At 67.7% G+C, this 18,775-nt stretch carries 22 protein-coding genes and 2 pseudogenes; 13 read left to right on the top strand and 11 right to left on the bottom strand.

Annotated elements, in window-relative coordinates:
• Genes A5704_RS17905 through A5704_RS17885 form a run of 5 tightly spaced genes read left to right on the top strand, consistent with a single transcriptional unit; the run spans position 1 to position 2,976 of the window.
• The gene (locus A5704_RS17905) at positions 1-549 is read left to right on the top strand and encodes an RNA polymerase sigma factor (protein ID WP_067754388.1); all 549 of its coding nucleotides are present in this window, start codon (positions 1-3) and stop codon (positions 547-549) included.
• On the top strand, positions 546-1,247 hold the full coding sequence (locus tag A5704_RS17900) for a Rieske (2Fe-2S) protein (protein WP_067754391.1): 702 nt from the start codon (positions 546-548) through the stop codon (positions 1,245-1,247). The genes A5704_RS17905 and A5704_RS17900 overlap by 4 nt, the downstream gene beginning before the upstream one ends.
• Positions 1,248-1,271: 24 nt before the next feature.
• Positions 1,272-1,670, top strand: a complete 399-nt coding sequence (locus tag A5704_RS17895) for a cupredoxin family copper-binding protein (RefSeq protein WP_067754394.1) — start codon at positions 1,272-1,274, stop codon at positions 1,668-1,670.
• Positions 1,671-1,678: 8 nt separating this feature from the next.
• Positions 1,679-2,587 carry a metallophosphoesterase gene (locus A5704_RS17890; RefSeq protein ID WP_067754595.1) on the top strand — a complete coding sequence of 303 codons (909 nt, stop codon included), beginning with the start codon at positions 1,679-1,681 and terminating at the stop codon, positions 2,585-2,587.
• Entirely contained in the window at positions 2,584-2,976 is a 393-nt protein-coding gene (locus tag A5704_RS17885; protein WP_067754397.1) for a hypothetical protein, read from the top strand. The genes A5704_RS17890 and A5704_RS17885 overlap by 4 nt, the downstream gene beginning before the upstream one ends.
• On the opposite strand, the gene A5704_RS17880 is transcribed toward A5704_RS17885, so the two are convergent.
• The 9 genes and pseudogenes from A5704_RS17880 to A5704_RS17845 form a co-directional block, all read right to left on the bottom strand.
• Positions 2,933-4,057 carry an acyltransferase gene (locus A5704_RS17880; RefSeq protein WP_067754400.1) on the bottom strand — a complete coding sequence of 375 codons (1,125 nt, stop codon included), beginning with the start codon at positions 4,055-4,057 and terminating at the stop codon, positions 2,933-2,935. The two genes, A5704_RS17885 and A5704_RS17880, sit on opposite strands and share 44 nt — an antisense overlap.
• 98 nt (positions 4,058-4,155) lie before the next feature.
• Positions 4,156-5,292, bottom strand: coding sequence for an acyltransferase (locus tag A5704_RS17875; RefSeq protein WP_067785583.1), 1,137 nt, complete (start codon positions 5,290-5,292; stop codon positions 4,156-4,158).
• 231 nt (positions 5,293-5,523) lie between these two features.
• Complete coding sequence (rfbC, locus tag A5704_RS17870) at positions 5,524-6,132, bottom strand: dTDP-4-dehydrorhamnose 3,5-epimerase (protein WP_067754406.1); 609 nt, start codon at positions 6,130-6,132, stop codon at positions 5,524-5,526.
• 1 nt (position 6,133) lies between these two features.
• Positions 6,134-7,129 (bottom strand): dTDP-glucose 4,6-dehydratase, encoded by a 996-nt coding sequence (gene rfbB / locus A5704_RS17865; protein ID WP_067754409.1) that lies wholly within the window; start codon positions 7,127-7,129, stop codon positions 6,134-6,136.
• Positions 7,130-7,155: 26 nt separating this feature from the next.
• Positions 7,156-8,034: an LLM class F420-dependent oxidoreductase gene (locus A5704_RS17860; protein ID WP_067890217.1), complete on the bottom strand. Its 879-nt coding sequence runs from the start codon at positions 8,032-8,034 to the stop codon at positions 7,156-7,158.
• 21 nt (positions 8,035-8,055) lie between these two features.
• On the bottom strand, positions 8,056-8,898 hold the full coding sequence (locus A5704_RS17855; RefSeq protein WP_067785589.1) for an LLM class F420-dependent oxidoreductase: 843 nt from the start codon (positions 8,896-8,898) through the stop codon (positions 8,056-8,058).
• A 29-nt stretch (positions 8,899-8,927) separates the two neighbouring features.
• Positions 8,928-9,278: pseudogene (locus tag A5704_RS29825) on the bottom strand (sensor histidine kinase); the annotation flags it as partial.
• A gap of 783 nt (positions 9,279-10,061) precedes the next feature.
• Positions 10,062-10,421: pseudogene (locus A5704_RS29820) on the bottom strand (cyclic nucleotide-binding domain-containing protein); the annotation flags it as partial.
• Entirely contained in the window at positions 10,418-12,103 is a 1,686-nt protein-coding gene (locus tag A5704_RS17845; protein ID WP_067754425.1) for an FAD-dependent oxidoreductase, read from the bottom strand. The gene A5704_RS17845 and the pseudogene A5704_RS29820, both read right to left, overlap by 4 nt.
• Positions 12,104-12,355: 252 nt before the next feature.
• Here A5704_RS17845 and infA point away from each other — a divergent pair, with 252 nt between their 5' ends.
• The 8 genes from infA to truA all read left to right on the top strand — a co-directional run bounded on the left by infA (position 12,356) and on the right by truA (position 17,082).
• The gene (gene infA / locus A5704_RS17840; protein ID WP_003418601.1) at positions 12,356-12,577 is read left to right on the top strand and encodes a translation initiation factor IF-1; all 222 of its coding nucleotides are present in this window, start codon (positions 12,356-12,358) and stop codon (positions 12,575-12,577) included.
• Between the two features lie 40 nt (positions 12,578-12,617).
• Positions 12,618-12,731 carry a 50S ribosomal protein L36 gene (rpmJ, locus tag A5704_RS27815; protein WP_003879483.1) on the top strand — a complete coding sequence of 38 codons (114 nt, stop codon included), beginning with the start codon at positions 12,618-12,620 and terminating at the stop codon, positions 12,729-12,731.
• 208 nt (positions 12,732-12,939) lie between these two features.
• Entirely contained in the window at positions 12,940-13,314 is a 375-nt protein-coding gene (gene rpsM / locus A5704_RS17835; RefSeq protein WP_007167900.1) for a 30S ribosomal protein S13, read from the top strand.
• Between the two features lie 6 nt (positions 13,315-13,320).
• Positions 13,321-13,737 (top strand): 30S ribosomal protein S11, encoded by a 417-nt coding sequence (gene rpsK, locus A5704_RS17830; protein ID WP_046182344.1) that lies wholly within the window; start codon positions 13,321-13,323, stop codon positions 13,735-13,737.
• 9 nt (positions 13,738-13,746) lie between these two features.
• Positions 13,747-14,352, top strand: coding sequence for a 30S ribosomal protein S4 (rpsD, locus tag A5704_RS17825; protein ID WP_067273257.1), 606 nt, complete (start codon positions 13,747-13,749; stop codon positions 14,350-14,352).
• A 75-nt stretch (positions 14,353-14,427) separates the two neighbouring features.
• Positions 14,428-15,471, top strand: coding sequence for a DNA-directed RNA polymerase subunit alpha (locus tag A5704_RS17820; RefSeq protein ID WP_055403402.1), 1,044 nt, complete (start codon positions 14,428-14,430; stop codon positions 15,469-15,471).
• 116 nt (positions 15,472-15,587) lie between these two features.
• On the top strand, positions 15,588-16,235 hold the full coding sequence (gene rplQ / locus A5704_RS17815) for a 50S ribosomal protein L17 (RefSeq protein ID WP_067754429.1): 648 nt from the start codon (positions 15,588-15,590) through the stop codon (positions 16,233-16,235).
• Positions 16,222-17,082: a tRNA pseudouridine(38-40) synthase TruA gene (gene truA, locus A5704_RS17810; RefSeq protein WP_082954899.1), complete on the top strand. Its 861-nt coding sequence runs from the start codon at positions 16,222-16,224 to the stop codon at positions 17,080-17,082. Before rplQ ends, truA begins: the two co-directional genes overlap by 14 nt.
• On the opposite strand, the gene A5704_RS17805 is transcribed toward truA, so the two are convergent.
• Both A5704_RS17805 and A5704_RS17800 read right to left on the bottom strand, forming a co-directional pair.
• Positions 17,079-17,699, bottom strand: a complete 621-nt coding sequence (locus A5704_RS17805; RefSeq protein WP_067890227.1) for a cutinase family protein — start codon at positions 17,697-17,699, stop codon at positions 17,079-17,081. The two genes, truA and A5704_RS17805, sit on opposite strands and share 4 nt — an antisense overlap.
• A gap of 57 nt (positions 17,700-17,756) precedes the next feature.
• Positions 17,757-18,599: a cutinase family protein gene (locus A5704_RS17800; protein ID WP_067890214.1), complete on the bottom strand. Its 843-nt coding sequence runs from the start codon at positions 18,597-18,599 to the stop codon at positions 17,757-17,759.
• Between the last annotated feature and the right edge of the window lie 176 nt (positions 18,600-18,775).

Here is an 18,775-nt window from a genome sequence, read left to right as displayed (position 1 = left end):
GTGGCGGCAGGAAACGAACCCGTCAAACGGCCGCTGCGGGCGGTGCCCGACAGCGGCATTGACGATGGCTATCCCGATTGGGAAGCGGTGTACCAGGACAACGCGTCCTGGGTGTATCGCACGCTGTTCGCGCGTGTCGGCAACCGGGCCGACGCCGAGGACCTCACCGCCGAGGTCTTCCTGGCGGCGCTGCGGCCGCTCCGGCTGACCGCGAGCGTCGGCGAGGTGCGCGCGTACCTGCGGGTCACCGCGCGAACGGTGCTGGCCGCGCACTGGCGGGAGACGCTGGGCCGGGAGATAACCTCGATCGACGACATCGAACAGCCACCGGAAAGCGAGGAGGCGATCAGCACGGCGCCGCAGCGTGTCGCCCGGGTCCTGGACAACCTTCCGGACCGTTACCGGCACATCCTGGAACTGCGCTTCCTGCAGGGTCATTCGATCAAGGACTCCGCCGCGGAGCTGGGGGTCAGCGTCGCCAACGCCAAGGTGCTACAGCATCGCGCGCTGCGGCTGGCGGCACAGGTGAGCGAGGGGGGCGCACCATGAACGCCCGCGGGTTACGCCGATACGTCGACGACCTGTTGCGGGGCCGCCGGCCCAGGCCGTTCGCCCCCGACGACTTCGAGGCGGCGCAGCTGCGCACGGCGATCGAACTGCGCGCGGCCGGGCGCAGGGGCGACGCGCCGCGCCCGGAGTTCCTCGACGATCTGCATCGCCGCATCGCCGAACAGATGTCCGACGGCCGCGGAGAAGCGGCGCCCAAACACAGCAGCACCCGCCGCCAGGTCATCGTCGGGACGTCCGCCGCGGCGGCCGCCGCGGTCACCGCGGTGTCCATCGACCGCGCGCTGGTCACCGGTGAAACCGGTGGTGTCCCGGCCGCCGACAACGCGCCGCTCACGCCCAACGCCGGGACGTGGCAGCGCGTGGCGGCCAGCTCGCAGGTGACCGACGGGGTCATGCACCCGTTCGACCTGGGTTCGGTCAGCGGATTCGTGCGCCGTGTCGACGGCAAACCCCAGGCCGTCTCCGGCGTGTGCACCCATCAGGGGTGCCGGTTGTGGTTCGACGCCCCCGACGACACGCTGCGCTGCCCCTGTCACTCGACGTCCTTCTCGCCGACCGGGCAGGTGCTCACCCATCAGTTGCCGATCGCCCCGAAGCCGTTGCCGCCGTTGTTGGTTCGCGAGGCCGACGGCGTCATCGAGGTGTTCGCGCCCCCGCGTCCCGACCAGCCCGCCTGAGTGGTGTAACGCGTCGCCCTATCTATGGGCATGACGCTTACAAAACTTTCGGCGGCCGCGCTGGCCGTCGCCGCGGTGCTGGCGGGTTGCTCGGCTTCGCGGCCGGCCGCCGGCTCCAGTCCCGGCGTGTCCATGGGTTCCACGTCCGTCACCGCACCGGCGGCGCCGGCGACCGGCAACCAGGTCAACATCGACGGTTTCGCATTCGCGCCCGCGACGCTGACCGTCACCGCGGGCACCACGGTCACGTGGACCAACCGCGACGAAGAGCCCCACACCGTGGCCGCGAGCGACGGGTCGTTCCACTCGCCCGGGATGGGGACCGGTGCCACATTCACCCACACCTTCACCGACCCGGGCACTTTCGACTACGTGTGCTCGATCCACCCGATGATGCACGGGACCGTGGTGGTGACCCGGTGAACCCGAACATGAGTCGCCGCCAGCTGATGCGACACACGGCTTGGTTCGGCGCGGCGGTCGGGTTCTCCGTGGTTGGCGGCGAGGTCATTTCGCACGTCGCCGGCGCGGCCGCCACCGAGCACACCCACGCCCGGCCCGCCCTGCGGTTCGCGCAGATCAGCGACAGCCACATCGGCTTCACCGGGGCACCCAACCCGGACGTCGCCGGCACATTCGGCCACGCCATCGACCAGGTCAACAACCTCGGCTACACACCGGATTTCGTGGTGCATACCGGTGACCTCACGCACCTGTCCAGCCCCGAGCAGTTCGACCAGGTTAAGCAGATGATGACCGCCTTGAAGACGCCGCACGTGTTCACCGTTCCGGGGGAGCACGACTCCGTCGACGACGCGGGCCAGAAGTACCGCAGCGCCTTCGGCGCCGGATCCGCCGGTGACGGCTGGTACAGCTTCGACACCGCGGGCGTCCACGTGATCGCACTGGTCAACACGTTGAACCTGCACAAACTCGGGCACCTGGGGACCGACCAGCTGGAGTTCGTCGAGAAGGACGTCGCGCGGCTGTCGAGCGACACCCCCGTCATCGTGTTCAGCCACATCCCGTTGTTCGCGATGTACCCGAACTGGGGCTGGGGCACCGACGACGCGACCCAGGCGCTGTCCTACCTGCGCCGGTTCTCGTCGGTCACCTGCCTGAACGGGCATGTGCACCAACTCTTTTCCAAGACGGAGGGCAAGGTGACGTTCTACAGCGGGACCACGACCGCGTATCCGCTGCCGAAGCCCGGCGACGGGCCCGCGCCCAAGCCGGTCACCCTGCCCGCGGGCAAGCTCCGCGACGCGCTCGGCATCCGCGAGGTGAGCTACACCAAGGGTGAGACCGTCCTGGCGTTGAAAGAGCAGGCCCTGCAATGACTCTGCTGATTCGCCTCGGCCTGGCCGTGTCACTGGCCGTCAGCGCCGCCGGCCACGCCTACCTGTATGTCCATGGCTATCGCCACATCCCGGACATCGGCGCCGCGTTTCTGGTTCAGGCCAGCGCCTCGTTCGCCCTCGCCCTGCTGATCCTCCTTGGCGGTCCCGAATGGCTGCGGTGGGCCGCGGCCGCCGTGGCGGGCGGCTCGCTGGTCGCGTTCGCGCTGTCGAGGACCGTTGGGCTGCAGGGGTTTGTCGAGCGAGGTTGGGAACCCGCGCCGTATGCCGCGATTACGGTGACCGCGGAGGCGTTGACGGTGCTGCTGTGGGCGGGGGAACTGGCGACTAGGCGGGATCGGCAACCTCGTCAGTCGGTTCCTCAAGGATGAGATCCACCATGTCGGCGGCTTCCTCTTCCGCCTTCCACTTGGTCAACAGTTGGGCCTTCAGCGACATCGCGGGCTTCTCGACCAGAAACCAGCTCAGAGCGGCTAGCGGCAGTGTGGCTATCGTCGCGACGCCCGCGTGCACAATCGGAGTCGGGACGCCAACCCACGAGATCATCAGCAACTGCTGAACCGGGAAGCCGTAGATGTACACGCCGTAGGAGAGATCCGTACGGAGCCTCAGTCGTTTGCTCTGCAGTAGCGCGCCGGACGCGATGATCGCGTAGGCAAGGGGGATGCCACCAAGCAGCCGATGATGCGGAAGTAGCGTGCCGCCCAGGGCGACGACGACCACGCACACCCACACAAGCGACCACCGGGCGGGGATCTTGTCCCGCCATTGGTAGAGCAAGGCTCCGGCCGCGAACATGACGGCGAAGCGCGCGCTCGCGGCGGCGAACTGGGAAGCCATCGGCTGGCCGATTGCCATGGGCGGCGATAACACCTCGGCCGCCACCGCCACTACCAAGATCGCGGGGGAGACCCACCGGCGGCTGGCGAGGCCGGCGACGCCGATGGCCGCCACGGCCAGATAGCAGGCAAGCTCGAACATGAGTGTCCACAGCGAACTGTTCCACGTGCCCGGATACGGGATCCCGGTCGGCGTTCCGCCGACATCGACCTTGAGGGTGGCCACCGCGCTGTTCATCAGGACGTAGTCGAAGGGCGCCGAGGACAGTAGCAATTTCATCGCCGAGCCGCCCTGGATGTGAACGCCGATCGGGGCGACGACGAATGCGGTGACGACCAGGCAGACGTAGAACCCGGGGAGGATGCGCAGGGCGCGGGCCACGAGATAGTCCCGGATGTGGGGGTGCCGAAGCCAGCTCGCGGTGATCAGGAATCCCGAGACCGCGAAGAAGCCGTCGACCCCTCCGGCGCCCAAGAGATGTCCAACCATCCCGGCCGGCAGATGATGTCCGGTCAGGGTGAAGGAGTGGCCTAGTATCACCGAAATCGCCAGCACCAGCCGCCACGCGTTGAGTGCATTGTTGCGCGGATCGAATTGCTGCCCGAGTGTCACGCGTCTTCCTGTCGTAGCCCCCGAGCTGCCCGCGGAATCATAAGACACTCTATGAACTTCTGTGAAGCCCGTATCTCCCGGACTGCTCGCACCCACGGCTAGGCGGTATCCGGTGCCTCTCGGGTGCGCCGGTCGTCGCCCGCTCCGTCGGGGACCGGGGTCACCGACTTCCGCTTCAGACGGTATTTGAGAGACCTGGCGGGCCTTTCGATGAGAAACCAGCTCGCCACGGCCAGGGGCAACGTCGCCGCTGCCACGACGAGGGTGAAGAGGAGCGGGGCCAAACGGAGAAGTCCCATGACGGTGAGCAACTGCTGAACCGGGTAGGCGTAGATATAAGTCCCGTAAGACAGATCCGTACGCAGCCTCAAGCGCTCGTTGTGGATCAGGGAGCCGGAGACGATGACGGCATAGGCCAGCGGGACGGCGGCGACGACCCGGTAGTCGGGTAGCGAACCGGCCGCTATGACGATGGCGACGCTCACCCCGACGAGCCACCATCGCGCGGGAATCACGTCGCGCCACTGGTAAAGGAACGCCCCGGCCGCGAACATGATTGCGGACCGGCAAATCAAGAAGAGCAGGGCGGTGCGGACGTCGCCGCCGCCCTCATGTTGATGAAGTACGTCGGGAAATCTCAACGGCGGCAGCATTGCGGCCCCGACCGTCGCCGGCAAGAGGATTGCCAGGGATACCCACCGGTACTTCGCAAGGCCGACTACCCCGATACCCGCGACGACTAGGTAGCACATGATTTCCCAAATGAGGGACCACAGCGAACCGTTCCACATCCCCGCGTTGGGAATGTCGCGCGGTGTGCCACCGACATCGAATTTGACCAGCGCCACGGCGCTGTTCTTCAGAACGTATTCCAGCGGCGCGCCCGACGATATGAGTTTGGCGGGCGACCCGCCTTGAATCGCCACGCTGATAGGAGCAATCACGAAGGCGGTCACCAGCAGGCAAACGTAAAAGCCGGGCAGGATGCGAAGAGCCCGAGCGGCGAGATATTCGCGTAGCTTCGGGTTGCTCAGCCAACTCGCGGTGATCAGGAATCCGGAAATGCCGAAGAACCCATCCACCCCTATGCAAAGGAGCAGTTGCAACACCGCCCGGGACGACGGGAGGTGATTCCTTACGGACAACGTGTGCCAGAAGATCACTTCGGCGGCCAGCGCCAAGCGCCACGCATTGAGTGCGTTATTGCGCGGATCGAATACCTGCCCGAGTTTCATCCGCCTCCCCAGTCGTCCGCATAGGGCGCTGCGGTGTCGTCATATCGTCACAGATCGCCAAAGCGGGCGAATTCACGCTACCTGAGGGATTTCTCGGTGGCAAAACCGCCACTGCCCCATATCCGGTAAGCCATAACGGCGCTCGGCGTCAGGTGTGCAAACGCGATCCGCACGCGCGCCACAAAATTCATCCCCGGTCTTGGTGGCCGGGTCGCCCCGCGACCGCCCCCGTTACCCGTCGCGCTTGGCGTTGATGAACCGCTGCGTCTCCTCCCAGGAGGGCAGCAGGCCCGAGGCGCGGACCTCTTCGAAGCTCGGGGCAGCCGCGTCGCGGTCGGACAGGTTGGGGGCGGCGCCGTTGACCAGCGGCCAGTCGATCGCCAACGCCGGATCCGTGGGGCAGATGGTGTGTTCGCGCTGCGGGTTGTATTCGGCCGAGCACAGGTACATCACCGTCGAATTGTCTTGGAGCGCAAGGAAGCCGTGCGCCAAGCCCTCCGAAATGTAAATCGTCTTGTGATTCAGGTCGTCGAGCAGAACCGAATCCCACTGGCCGAATGTGGGTGAGCCCACCCGGATGTCGACCACCACATCGAACACCGAGCCGGACACGCAGGTCACGTATTTGGCCTGGCTCGGGGGAACCTGGGCGAAGTGCAGGCCACGTAGCACGCCGGCGGACGACACCGAACAGTTGGCCTGCCGGACGTCCAGGCGGTGACCGGCGAAGCCGGTGAAGTCGTGGTCGGTGAGCCACTCGAAGAGCAGGCCCCGGGAGTCGCCATGAAGGGCGGGGGTGATCTCCCAGGTGCCGGGGATGTCGAGTTCGCGAACCTTCATCTTATTGACCACGTCCTTCATAACGGGCTTCCGCGGCGTCCTTCAGAGGGCGCCACCACGATTCGTTCGCACGATACCAGTCGATGGTGGCGCTCAAGCCCTCCTCGAAGTCGGTATGCTTTGGCGCCCAGCACAATTCGTCGTAGAGCATCGACGGGTCGATGGCGTAGCGCAAGTCGTGGCCGACGCGGTCGGTCACGTGGTCGAAGTCGTCGGGTTCGCGGCCCATCATCTTCAGCAGCGTGCGCAGCACGCTGAGGTTGTCGCGTTCGCCCTCCGAGCTGATCAGGTAGGTGCGGCCGATTTCGCCCTTTTCCAGGATGCGCCGCACGGCGCTGTTGTGGTCGTCGACGTGGATCCAGTCGCGGACGTTGGCGCCGCTGCCGTACAGCTTGGGCCGCCGGCCGGTGAGCACGTTGGTGATCTGGCGCGGGATGAACTTCTCGACATGCTGATACGGGCCGTAGTTGTTGGAGCAGTTCGAGATCGTCGCGCGCACGCCGTAGGAGCGAACCCACGCCCGGACCAGCATGTCGGCTCCGGCCTTGGTAGCCGAGTACGGGCTCGACGGGTTGTAGGGCGTCGATTCGGTGAACCGGTTGGGGTCGTCGAGCTCGAGGTCGCCGTAGACCTCGTCGGTCGAAATGTGGTGCAACCGCACGCCGTGGCGCCGGACGGCTTCCAGGATGGTGAACGTGCCGACCACGTTCGTGTGCAGGAACGGGCCCGGGTCGTCCAGCGCGTTGTCCACGTGGCTTTCCGCGGCGAAGTGCACGACCGCGTCGGACTCGGCGACCAGCCCGGAGACCAGCTCGGTGTCGCAGATGTCCCCGACGACCAGCCGAATGGCGTCCTCGACGTCGGCCAGCGACTCCCGCCGCCCGGCGTAGGTCAGGGCGTCGAGCACCGTCACCGAGTCCTCGGGGTGTTCGCGGACGGTGCTGTGCACGAAGTTCGCGCCGATGAACCCCGCGCCGCCGGTGACCAGTAACCGCATGGTCAAACCCTAACCGAGCGGACGGGTCAGCTTGCGGCAGTCAGCCCCAGCGGCCCGGCCAGTTCGCTGAGCGCCGAAACGAGCGCGTCGTCGTCCTGGCTGTCCAGCACCTGGATGGCCACGTGGTCGGCTCCGGCGTCGCAGTGTTCGCGGAGTCGCTGCGCGATGGCCTCCGGCGTGCCATACGCGACCACCGCGTCGATCAGCCGGTCGCTGCCCGGCTTGCGGACGTCGGCTTCGGTGAACCCGAGCCGCAGCCAGTTGTTCACGTAGTTACTCAGGTCCAGGTAGAAGTCGGCATACCTGCGCCCGATGGCGCGGGCTGCCTCCGCCCCTTCTTGGTCCGGGGTGGTCAGCACCACCTTGTGTTCGGGCGCGAGGAACACGGACTTGCCGACCAGTTCGCGGGCCTTGGCCGTGTGTTCCGGCGTGGTCAGATACGGGTGCGCGCCGGCGCTGCGCTGGGCCGCCAGCCGCAGCACGCGCGGCCCGAGCGCGGCGAGCACGCGGCGGCTGGTGGGCACCATCGCGGCGTCGAGCTCGTCGAGGTAGGAGGCCAGCGCGTCGTACGGCTTGACGTACTCCTGGGTGTGCTCGGGATGCCCGACGCCGACCCCGAGCAAAAACCTTCCGGGATAAGCCGTTTCGATGCGCTGGAAGGACCGGGCGACGGCCGCGGCCTGCGCCGTCCAGATGTTGATGATCCCGGTGGCCAGCTGCAGCGAGGAGGTCTGCGCCAGGGCCGGTTCCACCCACGACAGCTCGGCGTCCGGCGAACCACCGATCCAGGCGGCGCCGTAGCCGAGTGACTCGATCCGCGCCGCAAGTTCCCCGGTGATGGATCGGTTGGGCAGCCAGACGCCGAACCGGCCCAGGTCGGGTTTGAGTGCTACTGCCTCGGTCATCTACGTCCCCTCCCGCGTCTGTCAGCTCAGTCCGAGCGGCCCCGCCAATTCGGCCAACGCCGGCACCAGGTTTTCATCCTTCGTCAGGACCTGCACCGGCACGTGGTCGGCACCCGCGTCGAGGTGCTCTTTCAATCGGGCCGCGATCGCCTCCGGCGTGCCGTAGGCGACCAACGAGTCGATCAGGCGGTCGCTGCCCGGCTTGGTGACTTCCTCGTCGGTGAAACCGAGCCGTTTCCAGTTGTTGCGGTAGTTGGCCAGTTGGAAATAGATGTCGAGCGCCCTGCGGCCCACCGCGCGGGCCTTCTCGACGTCGGTGGTCAGCACGGCTTTGTGTTCGGGCGCCAGGAACGCCGACGGGCCGATCAGCTCGCGCGCCTGCGCGGTGTGTTCGGGGGTGGTGAGGTACGGGTGCGCCCCGGCGGCGCGCTCCGCGGACAGCTTGAGTACCCGGGGTCCGAGCGCGGCCACCACGCGGCGGTGGGCGGGCACGCCGTAGTCGTCGAGTTGTTGCAGGTACTCGGCCAGCGCGTCGTAGGGCTTGCGGTACTCCGCGTGCGCCTCGGGATGGCCGACGCCGATGCCCAACAGGAAGCGGCCGGGGTAGGCCTTGTCGATGCGGTGGAACGACTCGGCCACCGGCTTCGCCGCGGCCGTCCAGATGTTGACGATGCCGGTGGCCACCTGCAGGGTGGTCGTCGCTTCGAGGATGGGCTCCACCCAGGCCAGCTCGGCGGGGGGAGAGCCGCCCACCCAGACGGCCCCGTAGCCCAGGGCTTCGATGTCTTTGGCTTGTTCAGGCGTGACGCCGCGTCCGAACGATCCGAACCGGCCGAGGTTGGGCTTGCTCGCTGCATCGGTCATGGTTGTTCCCAACCGGCGCGGCGGCGGCCCTATTCCACCGATTCGACCGGCTCCGGGTCCGCGACCGGCGGGACTTCCAGCGGTAGCAGCACGATGAACCGGGTGTCGCCGGGCACCGATTCGACGCGCAGGTCCCCGCGATGCTTCTTGACGACGATGTTGAACGCCAGGTCCAGCCCGAGGCCGGTGCCCTCGCCGAACGGCTTGGTGGTGAAGAACGGCTCGAAGATGTGCTCGCGGGCTTCCTCGGGCACCCCGGGCCCGGTGTCGCAGATCTCGACGCGAACCATGTTCTCGCCCTCCCGGCAGGTGCGGACGGTCAGCGTGCCGCCCGTGTCGCGCATCGCGGCGATGGCGTTGTCGATGATGTTGGTCCACACCTGGTTGAGATCACCTGGGTAGCAGGGAATTTCGGGAAGCGACTGGTCGAAATCCTTCACCAGGGTGATCGCTTTGGTGCCCCTGCTTCCGTCCTTGGTCAACCGGTCGGCGAACATCACCAGTGTGGAGCGCAGCAATTCGTGGATGTTGGCCACCTGGAACGGGGCGCGGTCCAGCTGCGAATACTGCTTGGCGTCGGCGACCAACGCCGAAATCCGTTTGCTCGCTTCCAAAATCTGGTTCATCAGCAGCTCGCTCTCGATGGTGTAGTTGATCCACCGGATCGCCTCCTCCAGCGATGTCGACGCGAGTTCTTCGCTGACCGTGGAAATCCGCTCCAGCCAGTCGGTGTCGATGCCGCCCTCGACGAACGTCGGCGCGATGTCCCAGCCGCCCTCGACGCCGTGCTCTTCCAGCCAGTCGCCGACGGCGTCCTCGCGGTCGGCGGTTTCCATCGCGCTCAGGTGTTCCGTCGCCGACTTGGCGACCTGCTCGGCCACCCCTTGCTGGAGGTGGACCAGGGCGCTGAGTGCCTCGGGGCTGACGGTGCCGTCGGCGAGCATGGCCAGCTTGCCCCGCATGCCGGCGACCCGGCCGCGCAGATCGGCGGCCGCGCGGGCGATGGCCGCCGCGGGGTTGTTCAGCTGGTGGGTCAGCCCGGCCGACAGCCGGCCCAGCGCGAGCAGCTTCTCCCGGTTGTCGATGATCCGCCGGGTCCGGTCGGTGCCGACGGCGATGCCGTCGAGCAGGTGGACGGCCATCGGGAACTGGTCCTTCATGAACTGGGCGAACACGGGTGCGTCCATCACGAAGAACCGCGACGGCTTGGTCACGTGCACCGAGGCGTCGTAGCTCTTCTGCTTGCCGCCGGTGAACGCCCGCCAGGCGCCGCAGTAGACGCCGCGCTGCGAGGTGCGGTTGGTTTCGATGTCCTGGCCGCCTGAGAGCTTGGACATCGTCAACTCGCCCTGGATGAGGACGTAGAAGCAGGTCGCCGGCTCGCCTTCGACGCAGATGGGGCCCGGTTCGTAGTTCTCGATGTGCCCAGCTGCGCACAGCACCGCTAGCTGTTCGTCGGTGAGCGCCTCGAACAGGAACAGGCTGCGCAGCTCGTCGGGCTGGCAGGGTGTCTTGGCCGTCATGACTCGGCCAGGTAGCGGTGCACCAGCATGACGGCCATCGATCCCTCGCCGACCGCGGCCGCGACGCGCTTGGCGGACTCGGCCCGCACGTCGCCGGTGGCGAATACGCCCGGCACGCTGGTCTCCAGGTGATGCGGCGGGCGGTCGAGCGTCCACCCGCACACGTTGCGCAGGTCCGGGCCGGTGAGGACGAAGCCGTGGTCGTCGCGGGCGAGCACCCCGTCCAGCCATTCGGTGCGCGGCGCGGCGCCGATGAAGATGAACATCCGGGCGCAGGTGACGTCCTCGGTCTCCCCGGTCTGGTTGTCGACCAGGGTCAGCCGCTCCAGGTGGTCCTCGCCGACGGCGCGCCGCACCTCGGTGCAGGTGCGGACGGTGATGTTGGGCCGCCGCTGGATCTGCTGAATGAGGTAGTAGGACATCGACGCGTCCAGCGACGGGCCGCGCACCACGATGGTCACCGACTTCGCCTCGCGGGACAGGTACATCGCGGCCTGGCCGGCGGAGTTGGCCCCACCGACGACGTAGACCTCCTCGCCCGCGCACTCCGAGGCGATCGAGACGGCCGCCCCGTAGTAGACGCCCTTGCCGGTCAGCTCGCCGCAGCCCTCGGCCTGGTGCTCGCGGTAGGTGACGCCGGTGGCCAGGATGACCGCGTGCGCGTCGATCGAGCCGCCGTCGGCGAACCGCACGGTGCGCTTGGGACCGTTGACCTCCAGCGCCGTGGCGGAGCGCGCGGTGATCAGCTCGGCCCCGAACTTCTCGGCCTGCCGACGGGCGCGCTCCGCCAACTGGCCGCCCGACACGCCGTCGGGGAAGCCGAGGTAGTTCTCGATGCGTGAACTCTGGCCCGCCTGGCCGCCCGTCGCGGTGCGCTCGATCAGCACCGTGCGCAGCCCCTCCGAGGCGCCGTAGACGGCGGCGGCCAGGCCCGCGGGCCCGCCGCCGATGACGATCAGGTCGTAGAACTCTTGCGACGGCGTGGTGGTCAGGCCCAGGGTGTCGGCCAGCTGGGCGTCGGTGGGTTCGACCAGGGTGTCGCCGCGTTCGGTGACGACGACGGGCAGCCGCAGGCCGTCCTCGCCGGCGGCCTTGAGCAGCCGCTCGCCGTCGGGATCGTCGGCCATGAACCACGAGTAGTGCAGCCCGTTGCGGGCCAGGAAGTCGCGCACCTGCCAGGACCGCTCCGACCAGCGGTGCCCGATCACCTTGGTGTGCGGGATCGGGTGTTCGGGGGCCGACCGCCAGGCATCCAGCAGGCCGTCGATCACCGGGTAGAACTTCTCCTGCGGCGGGTCCCACGGCTTGAGCAGGTAGTGGTCCAGGTCGACGACGTTGATCGCGTCGATGGCGGCGTGGGTGTCGGCGTACGCGGTCAGCAGCACGCGGCGCGCGGCGGGGTACAGGTCCATCGCCTGCTCGAGGAACTCGATGCCGCTCATCTGCGGCATCCGGTAGTCGGCGATGAGCACCGCCACGGTCTCGCCGCGCAGCTTGAGCTCCTTGAGCGTCTCCAAGGCGTCGGGACCGGACTCGGCGCGCACGACCCGGTGCCGGTCGCCGTATTGGCGGCGAAGGTCACGGGCGACCGCGCGCGAGACGGAGGGATCGTCATCGACGGTCAGCAACACCGGCTTGCGAGGCTGGGCGGAGGGTTCGGCGGGACTCGCGGGGCTCGTCATCGGAGTTAAGTATGCCCTCGTCAGGGCCCTCGCGGCAGGTCGAGGAGGCCGGGCGGATTTCGCTGCCGGCGATTTTGGGTGAAGGGGCCTGACCGGGTATCGTGGGACAACGGTGCGTCATCCGCGCCGACTTTTTGCGTGCCCTGTCTGAGGAATTTCCTGTAACCGGCTCACGTTTCTAGTCGGGCGAATGCTGCGCCGGTAAGGGCGCACACAGGATACGAAACCAAAGACGAGGATTGCTGAAAAGTTATGGCCAAGAAGGACGGTGCCATAGAGGTCGAGGGCCGCGTGGTCGAGCCCCTGCCCAATGCGATGTTCCGCATTGAGCTGGAGAACGGTCACAAAGTGCTCGCCCACATCAGCGGCAAGATGCGGCAGCACTACATCCGCATCCTGCCCGAGGACCGGGTGGTGGTGGAGCTGTCTCCCTACGACCTGTCCCGGGGCCGCATCGTGTACCGGTACAAGTAAGCCCGAATAAGACAACGAGAAAGAACAGGATCGAACAGCCGTGAAGGTGAACCCGAGCGTCAAGCCAATCTGTGACAAGTGCAGGGTGATCCGTCGGCATGGGCGGGTCATGGTGATCTGCTCCGATCCGCGCCACAAGCAGCGCCAGGGCTGATCCGGCGGCGATCGCAAGCGCGGCGTAGCCGGGCGATGCGGGTCGCAGCCATCAAGGCCGGCTCTGCCCAACACAACTGAATGCAGACCTCCCAGCACCACTGAGCGAGTACGTCGCTCATCCACGCCCGGACGGAGGCCGGGCCCCGTCTCAAGACGGGAACGGACTGGGATCAGACCTCCGCTTAGAAAAAGAGGAAACGCCACCTATGGCTCGATTAGTAGGCGTCGATCTGCCGCGCGACAAGCGGATGGAGATCGCGCTGACCTACATTTTCGGCGTCGGCCGTACCCGGTCGAACGAGATCCTGGCAGCTACTGGGATCGACAAGGACCTGCGCACCAGGGACCTGACCGATGACCAGCTGACCCACTTGCGTGACTACATCGAAGCGAACCTCAAGGTTGAGGGTGACCTGCGCCGCGAGGTGCAGGCCGACATTCGCCGCAAGATCGAGATCGGCTGCTACCAGGGCCTGCGGCACCGCCGCGGCCTGCCGGTGCGCGGCCAGCGGACCAAGACCAATGCGCGCACCCGCAAGGGCCCGAAGCGCACCATCGCCGGCAAGAAGAAGGCCAGGTAATCGCCCATGCCACCAGCCAAGAAGGCAGCGTCTGCCCCCAAGAAGGGGCAGAAGACCCGCAAGCGGGAAAAGAAGAACATCCCGCACGGTGCCGCGCACATCAAGAGCACGTTCAACAACACGATCGTGAGCATCACCGACCCCCAGGGCAACGTCATCGCCTGGGCGTCGTCGGGCCACGTCGGCTTCAAGGGCTCGCGGAAATCGACCCCGTTCGCCGCTCAGCTGGCCGCCGAGAACGCGGCGCGCAAGGCGCAGGAGCACGGTGTGCGCAAGGTCGACGTGTTCGTGAAGGGCCCGGGCTCGGGCCGGGAGACGGCGATCCGTTCGCTGCAGGCCGCGGGCCTCGAGGTCGGCGCGATCTCCGACGTCACCCCCCAGCCCCACAACGGCTGCCGTCCGCCGAAGCGCAGAAGGGTCTAGGACACAATCATGGCTCGTTACACCGGACCCATCACCCGCAAGTCGCGCCGGCTGCGCACCGACCTCGTCGGTGGCGACCAGGCGTTCGAGAAGCGCCCCTACCCGCCCGGCCAGCACGGCCGCGCGCGGATCAAGGAGAGCGAATACCTGCAGCAGCTGCAGGAGAAGCAGAAGGCCCGCTTCACCTACGGCGTGATGGAGAAGCAGTTCCGCCGCTACTACGAAGAGGCCACCCGGCAGCCCGGCAAGACGGGTGAGGAGCTGCTCAAGATCCTGGAAAGCCGGCTGGACAACGTCGTGTACCGCGCGGGGCTGGCCCGCACGCGCCGGATGGCCCGCCAGCTGGTCAGCCACGGCCACTTCAGCGTCAACGGCGTGCACGTCAACGTGCCCAGCTACCGGGTGTCGCAGTACGACATCATCGACGTGCGGGACGGCTCGCTGAACACGGTGCCGTTCCAGATCGCGCGGGAGACGGCGGGCGACCGCCCGATCCCGAGCTGGCTGCAGGTGGTCGGCGAGCGCCAGCGCATCCTGATTCACCAGCTGCCCGAGCGGGCTCAGATCGACGTGCCGCTCGCCGAGCAGCTGATCGTCGAGTTCTACTCGAAGTAAGAGCTTCCGCACCGACCGGTGCGGAAACCTAACGGCATCAAATAGCGGGTGCCGAGAAGGAGAAGAAGAAACACCATGCTGATCTCTCAGCGACCCACCCTGTCGGAGGAAGTCCTCACCGACAACCGCTCGCAGTTCGTGATCGAGCCCCTGGAGCCCGGATTCGGTTACACCCTGGGCAATTCGCTGCGGCGCACGCTGCTGTCGTCGATTCCCGGCGCGGCCGTCACCAGCATCCGCATCGACGGCGTGCTGCACGAGTTCACCACCGTCGCCGGGGTGAAGGAAGACGTCACCGCGATCATCCTGAACCTCAAGGGCCTGGTGGTGTCCTCGGAGGAGGACGAGCCGGTCACCATGTACCTGCGCAAGCAGGGCCCGGGCGCGGTCACCGCGGGCGACATCGTGCCGCCCGCCGGCGTCACGGTGCACAACCCCGACATGCACATCGCGACCCTGAACGACAAGGGCAAGCTCGAGGTCGAGCTCGTCGTCGAGCGTGGCCGTGGCTACGTCCCGGCGGTGCAGAACCGGGCCTCCGGGGCCGAAATCGGCCGCATCCCGGTCGATTCCATCTACTCGCCGGTGCTCAAGGTGACCTACAAGGTCGACGCGACCCGTGTCGAGCAGCGCACCGACTTCGACAAGCTGATCCTGGACGTCGAGACCAAGAGCTCGATCACCCCGCGCGACGCGCTGGCGTCGGCCGGTAAGACCCTGGTCGAATTGTTCGGCCTGGCACGCGAACTCAACGTCGAGGCCGAGGGCATCGAGATCGGGCCGTCGCCCGCCGAGGCCGACCACATCGCGTCGTTCGCGCTGCCGATCGACGACCTGGACCTCACCGTGCGGTCCTACAACTGCCTCAAGCGCGAGGGCGTGCACACCGTCGGCGAGCTGGTCAGCCGCACCGAGTCCGACCTGCTCGACATCCGCAACTTCGGCCAGAAGTCCATCGACGAGGTGAAGGTCAAGCTGCACCAGCTGGGCCTGTCGCTCAAGGACAGCCCGCCGAGCTTCGACCCGTCGCAGGTCGCCGGCTACGACGTGGCCACGGGCACCTGGTCCACCGAGGGCGCCTACGACGACCAGGACTACGCGGAAACCGAACAGCTGTAATGGCCGTCCGGTGACGATGCGGCCGTGCAGCGGCCGCCGAGGAACCGGACACAACTAGAGAAGTCCGTCCCGGCCCTACCTGATACGGGGGCCGGCCCCACTTAGGAGATAGTGCAATGCCCAAGCCCACCAAGGGTCCTCGCCTCGGCGGGTCGTCTTCGCACCAGAAGGCGCTGCTGGCCAACCTGGCCACGTCGCTGTTCGAGCACAACCAGATCAAGACGACCGAGCCGAAGGCGCGCGCGCTGCGTCCGTACGCCGAGAAGCTGATCACGCACGCGAAGAAGGGCACGCTGCACAACCGTCGCGAGGTGATGAAGAAGATCCGCGACAAGGACGTGGTGCACAAGCTGTTCGACGAGATCGGGCCGTTCTTCGCCGACCGCAACGGCGGCTACACCCGCATCATCAAGGTCGAGCCGCGCAAGGGCGACAACGCCCCGATGGCGGTGATCCAGCTGGTGCTGGAGAAGACGGTGACGTCGGAGGCCGAGCGGGCGCGCCGGGCGAAGACGCCCAAGAAGGCTGATGCGCCCGTGGCGGCAGCGGCGGCGCCTCAGGCGGCGGTCGAGCCTGAGGAGGCCGTCGGGCCGACGGCCGAAGAGGTGACCGAGCCGGCCGGTACTTCGGAAGCTTCAGAGCCTTCGGAAACCGGGGAATCCACGGAGGCCCAGGCCAAGGCCGAGGAAAAGCACGACGAGGCCATCGAGGCGCGGGCCGAGGCCGAGAAGGCCGAAGAGGCCGACGAGGCTGACGAGAGTTAACGACTCGGATTCTCAGGTCCGTCTGCGGCTCGACATCGCCTATGACGGAACGGAATTCGCGGGCTGGGCGGCTCAGGCCGGCCAGCGCACCGTGGCGGGAGTGCTCGACGAGGCGCTGACCACCCTGTTCCGCACCCCGGTACGGCTGCGCGCCGCCGGCCGCACGGACACCGGCGTGCACGCCACCGGGCAGGTGGCCCACCTCGACGTGCCGCTGGACGCGCTGCCCAACGCCTACCCGCGCTCGCCGCACGTCGGCGAGCCGGAGTTCCGGCCGCTGGTGCGCCGGCTCGGCCGGTTCTTGCCCACGGACGTGCGGGTGCTCGACATCAGGCGCGCCCCTGGGGGTTTCGACGCCCGGTTCTCGGCGCTGCGGCGCCATTATGCGTATCGGCTGTCGACCGCGCCCTACGGGGTGCAGCCGCAGCTGGCCCGCTACGTCACCGCTTGGCCGCGGCCGCTGGACGTCGACGCGATGGCCGCCGCCTCCCGAGAGCTGGTGGGCCTGCACGACTTCGCCGGGTTCTGCCGGCACCGGCCCAACGCCACCACCATTCGCGACCTGCAGCGCCTTCAGTGGTCACGCGACGGCGACCTGATCACCGCGCAGGTGACCGCCGACGCGTTCTGCTGGTCGATGGTGCGCTCGCTGGTCGGGGCGCTGCTGGCCGTGGGCGAGCACCGGCGGCCGGTGTCCTGGTGCCGCGAATTGCTCAGCGCCACAAGCCGATCCAGTGACTTCGCGGCCGCGCCGCCGCACGGTCTGACGCTGGTAAGCGTCGACTATCCGCCCGACGATCAGCTCGAAGCGCGCAACCTGATCACCCGGGACCTGCGCACGCGCTAAACCTTCTTCGCGACGAAATTCGCGGCCTGGTTGGTCAATCCGGGCACATAGCTCAGATGGGACGCCCAGCGGGTTCCGGGCGAGCAGATCGGGTCGCCCGGGTTGCACAGGTCGATGGTCTTGCCGTCGAATTCCGGGGTGAGGGCGCTCATCAGCTGACCCGCCCGGGCGGACGGGTTGCCGAACAGGGCGACGGCGGCCACATGGTCGGCGGCCGCGGCCGGCAGCGGCTGACGGAAGCCGAGGCCGGGTAGCGGTGCGGCCGTGACGATGTCGATGACGGCCGCGCCTTGCGAGTATCCGCCGAGCACCAGCTTGGTGTTGGGGCAGTTACCGGCCATCTGCTGGATGTGGTTGCTGGCGTCGTTGGCGCCGTCGGCCGCGGCGAGGAAGTCCTTGTTGGCCGGGTAGTTCACCCCATAGGAGCCAACGCTTTTGGAAGTCTGCTGGCGCAGCGCGTCGACGAAGGCGGCGCCGACCTTGCCGACGCCGGGCGGCTCGTCGGTGCCGCGGGCAAACACCACCTCAACGCCGGGGCACGAGGCGAAGGCCTGCGGAAGCAGTTGGGGAGCAACCACTATCGCGGCGCCCGCGAGCAGCCCGGCGCCCAGTGTCAGTGGAATGAGCCGCACCCCACGATGTTAGGGGCGCGTTGGTCGCGGGCCGGTAACGATTCAGACGAGAGGTGCTTGCGGAGTCACCGTGGTCGGCGTCGCCGGCGTGGGCGCGGGACCGGTGTCGCCGTGGATCGAGGGCGGCGAGCCGGGCGGGGTCTGCCCGTTGACCGGCGACGGCGTTCCACCGGGAACGGGGCCCAGCGGCGGACCGAACGCGGGGCTGGACGAGCTCGAGCCGGCCAGCTTCTGGGCGACGAACGCCGCGGCCTGGGTGGTGTACACGGGGACGTAGCCCTCCGTGTGCCCGCTCCACTCGTTACCGGGACCGGCGTGGCAGATCGGGTCGTTGGGGTTGCAGTAGTCGGCGGCCTTCGACCCCAGCAGCGCGCTCTGAGTCGGCAGCGTGCCGCCGGCGCGGTCGGCCACGTCACCGAACGTGACGACGGCCGCGATGTTGTTGGCGTACTGCTCGGGCAGCTTGTTGCCCCAGCTGATGCCGCCGATCGGGACGCCGGCCACGATGTCCATCACCGACGCGCCTTGGGAGTAGCCGCCCAGCACGATCTTGGTGTTGGGGCAGGTCTCGACGCTCTTCTTGACGCGGTCGATGGTGTCGTTGGCGCCGTCGCCGCCGTGCAGCTGCAGCTTGCCGGCCGCGTAGTTCACCCCGTACGGCAGGATGTTCAGCCCGGTCTGCTGTCGCAGCGAGTCCACCAGGGCGTCGCCGACCCGGCCCAGGCCGGGGGGCTCGTTGGTGCCGCGGGCGAAGATCACCTCGACGTCGGGGCAGTCGAAAGCGGAGGCTGTCGGCGCCGCGGCGGGGGACAGCAGCAGGCCAGACGCGGTGACCAGCGCGGAGGTCCCCAGCCCCACGCAGCGACCTATCCGGTGAGAAAACACGCCGTAACTTTACCTACCCTAAGCACGGTTCGAAAGTTCGCTGGCCTGTGGATCAATTAAGCGGCCCGACCTATGCCCGCTTTAGCGTGTGTGCAACAACTGCGCAGGGTAGGGGGACCAGTGCCGCGTCAGCCGACCACCGGGCTGCAGGTCAGCGGCTACCTATTCCTGCTGCG

It is taken from the genome of Mycobacterium sp. E735 (genome assembly GCF_001666955.1).
Taxonomy (GTDB): Bacteria; Actinomycetota; Actinomycetes; order Mycobacteriales; family Mycobacteriaceae; genus Mycobacterium.
The sequence above is the reverse complement of the archived record's forward strand: the minus strand, read 5'-3'. Positions and strand labels throughout refer to the sequence as shown.

Coding starts and splice junctions, on each gene's coding strand:
- A5704_RS17900 (WP_067754391.1), top strand. CDS start 546: ATGAACGCCCGCGGGTTACGCCGATACGTCGACGACCTGTTGCGGGGC.
- A5704_RS17895 (WP_067754394.1), top strand. CDS start 1,272: ATGGGCATGACGCTTACAAAACTTTCGGCGGCCGCGCTGGCCGTCGCC.
- A5704_RS17890 (WP_067754595.1), top strand. CDS start 1,679: ATGAGTCGCCGCCAGCTGATGCGACACACGGCTTGGTTCGGCGCGGCG.
- A5704_RS17885 (WP_067754397.1), top strand. CDS start 2,584: ATGACTCTGCTGATTCGCCTCGGCCTGGCCGTGTCACTGGCCGTCAGC.
- A5704_RS17875 (WP_067785583.1), bottom strand. CDS start 5,292: ATGAAACTCGGGCAGGTATTCGATCCGCGCAATAACGCACTCAATGCG.
- rfbC (WP_067754406.1), bottom strand. CDS start 6,132: ATGAAGGTTCGCGAACTCGACATCCCCGGCACCTGGGAGATCACCCCC.
- rfbB (WP_067754409.1), bottom strand. CDS start 7,129: ATGCGGTTACTGGTCACCGGCGGCGCGGGGTTCATCGGCGCGAACTTC.
- A5704_RS17860 (WP_067890217.1), bottom strand. CDS start 8,034: ATGACCGAGGCAGTAGCACTCAAACCCGACCTGGGCCGGTTCGGCGTC.
- A5704_RS17855 (WP_067785589.1), bottom strand. CDS start 8,898: ATGACCGATGCAGCGAGCAAGCCCAACCTCGGCCGGTTCGGATCGTTC.
- A5704_RS17845 (WP_067754425.1), bottom strand. CDS start 12,103: ATGACGAGCCCCGCGAGTCCCGCCGAACCCTCCGCCCAGCCTCGCAAG.
- infA (WP_003418601.1), top strand. CDS start 12,356: ATGGCCAAGAAGGACGGTGCCATAGAGGTCGAGGGCCGCGTGGTCGAG.
- rpsM (WP_007167900.1), top strand. CDS start 12,940: ATGGCTCGATTAGTAGGCGTCGATCTGCCGCGCGACAAGCGGATGGAG.
- rpsK (WP_046182344.1), top strand. CDS start 13,321: ATGCCACCAGCCAAGAAGGCAGCGTCTGCCCCCAAGAAGGGGCAGAAG.
- rpsD (WP_067273257.1), top strand. CDS start 13,747: ATGGCTCGTTACACCGGACCCATCACCCGCAAGTCGCGCCGGCTGCGC.
- A5704_RS17820 (WP_055403402.1), top strand. CDS start 14,428: ATGCTGATCTCTCAGCGACCCACCCTGTCGGAGGAAGTCCTCACCGAC.
- rplQ (WP_067754429.1), top strand. CDS start 15,588: ATGCCCAAGCCCACCAAGGGTCCTCGCCTCGGCGGGTCGTCTTCGCAC.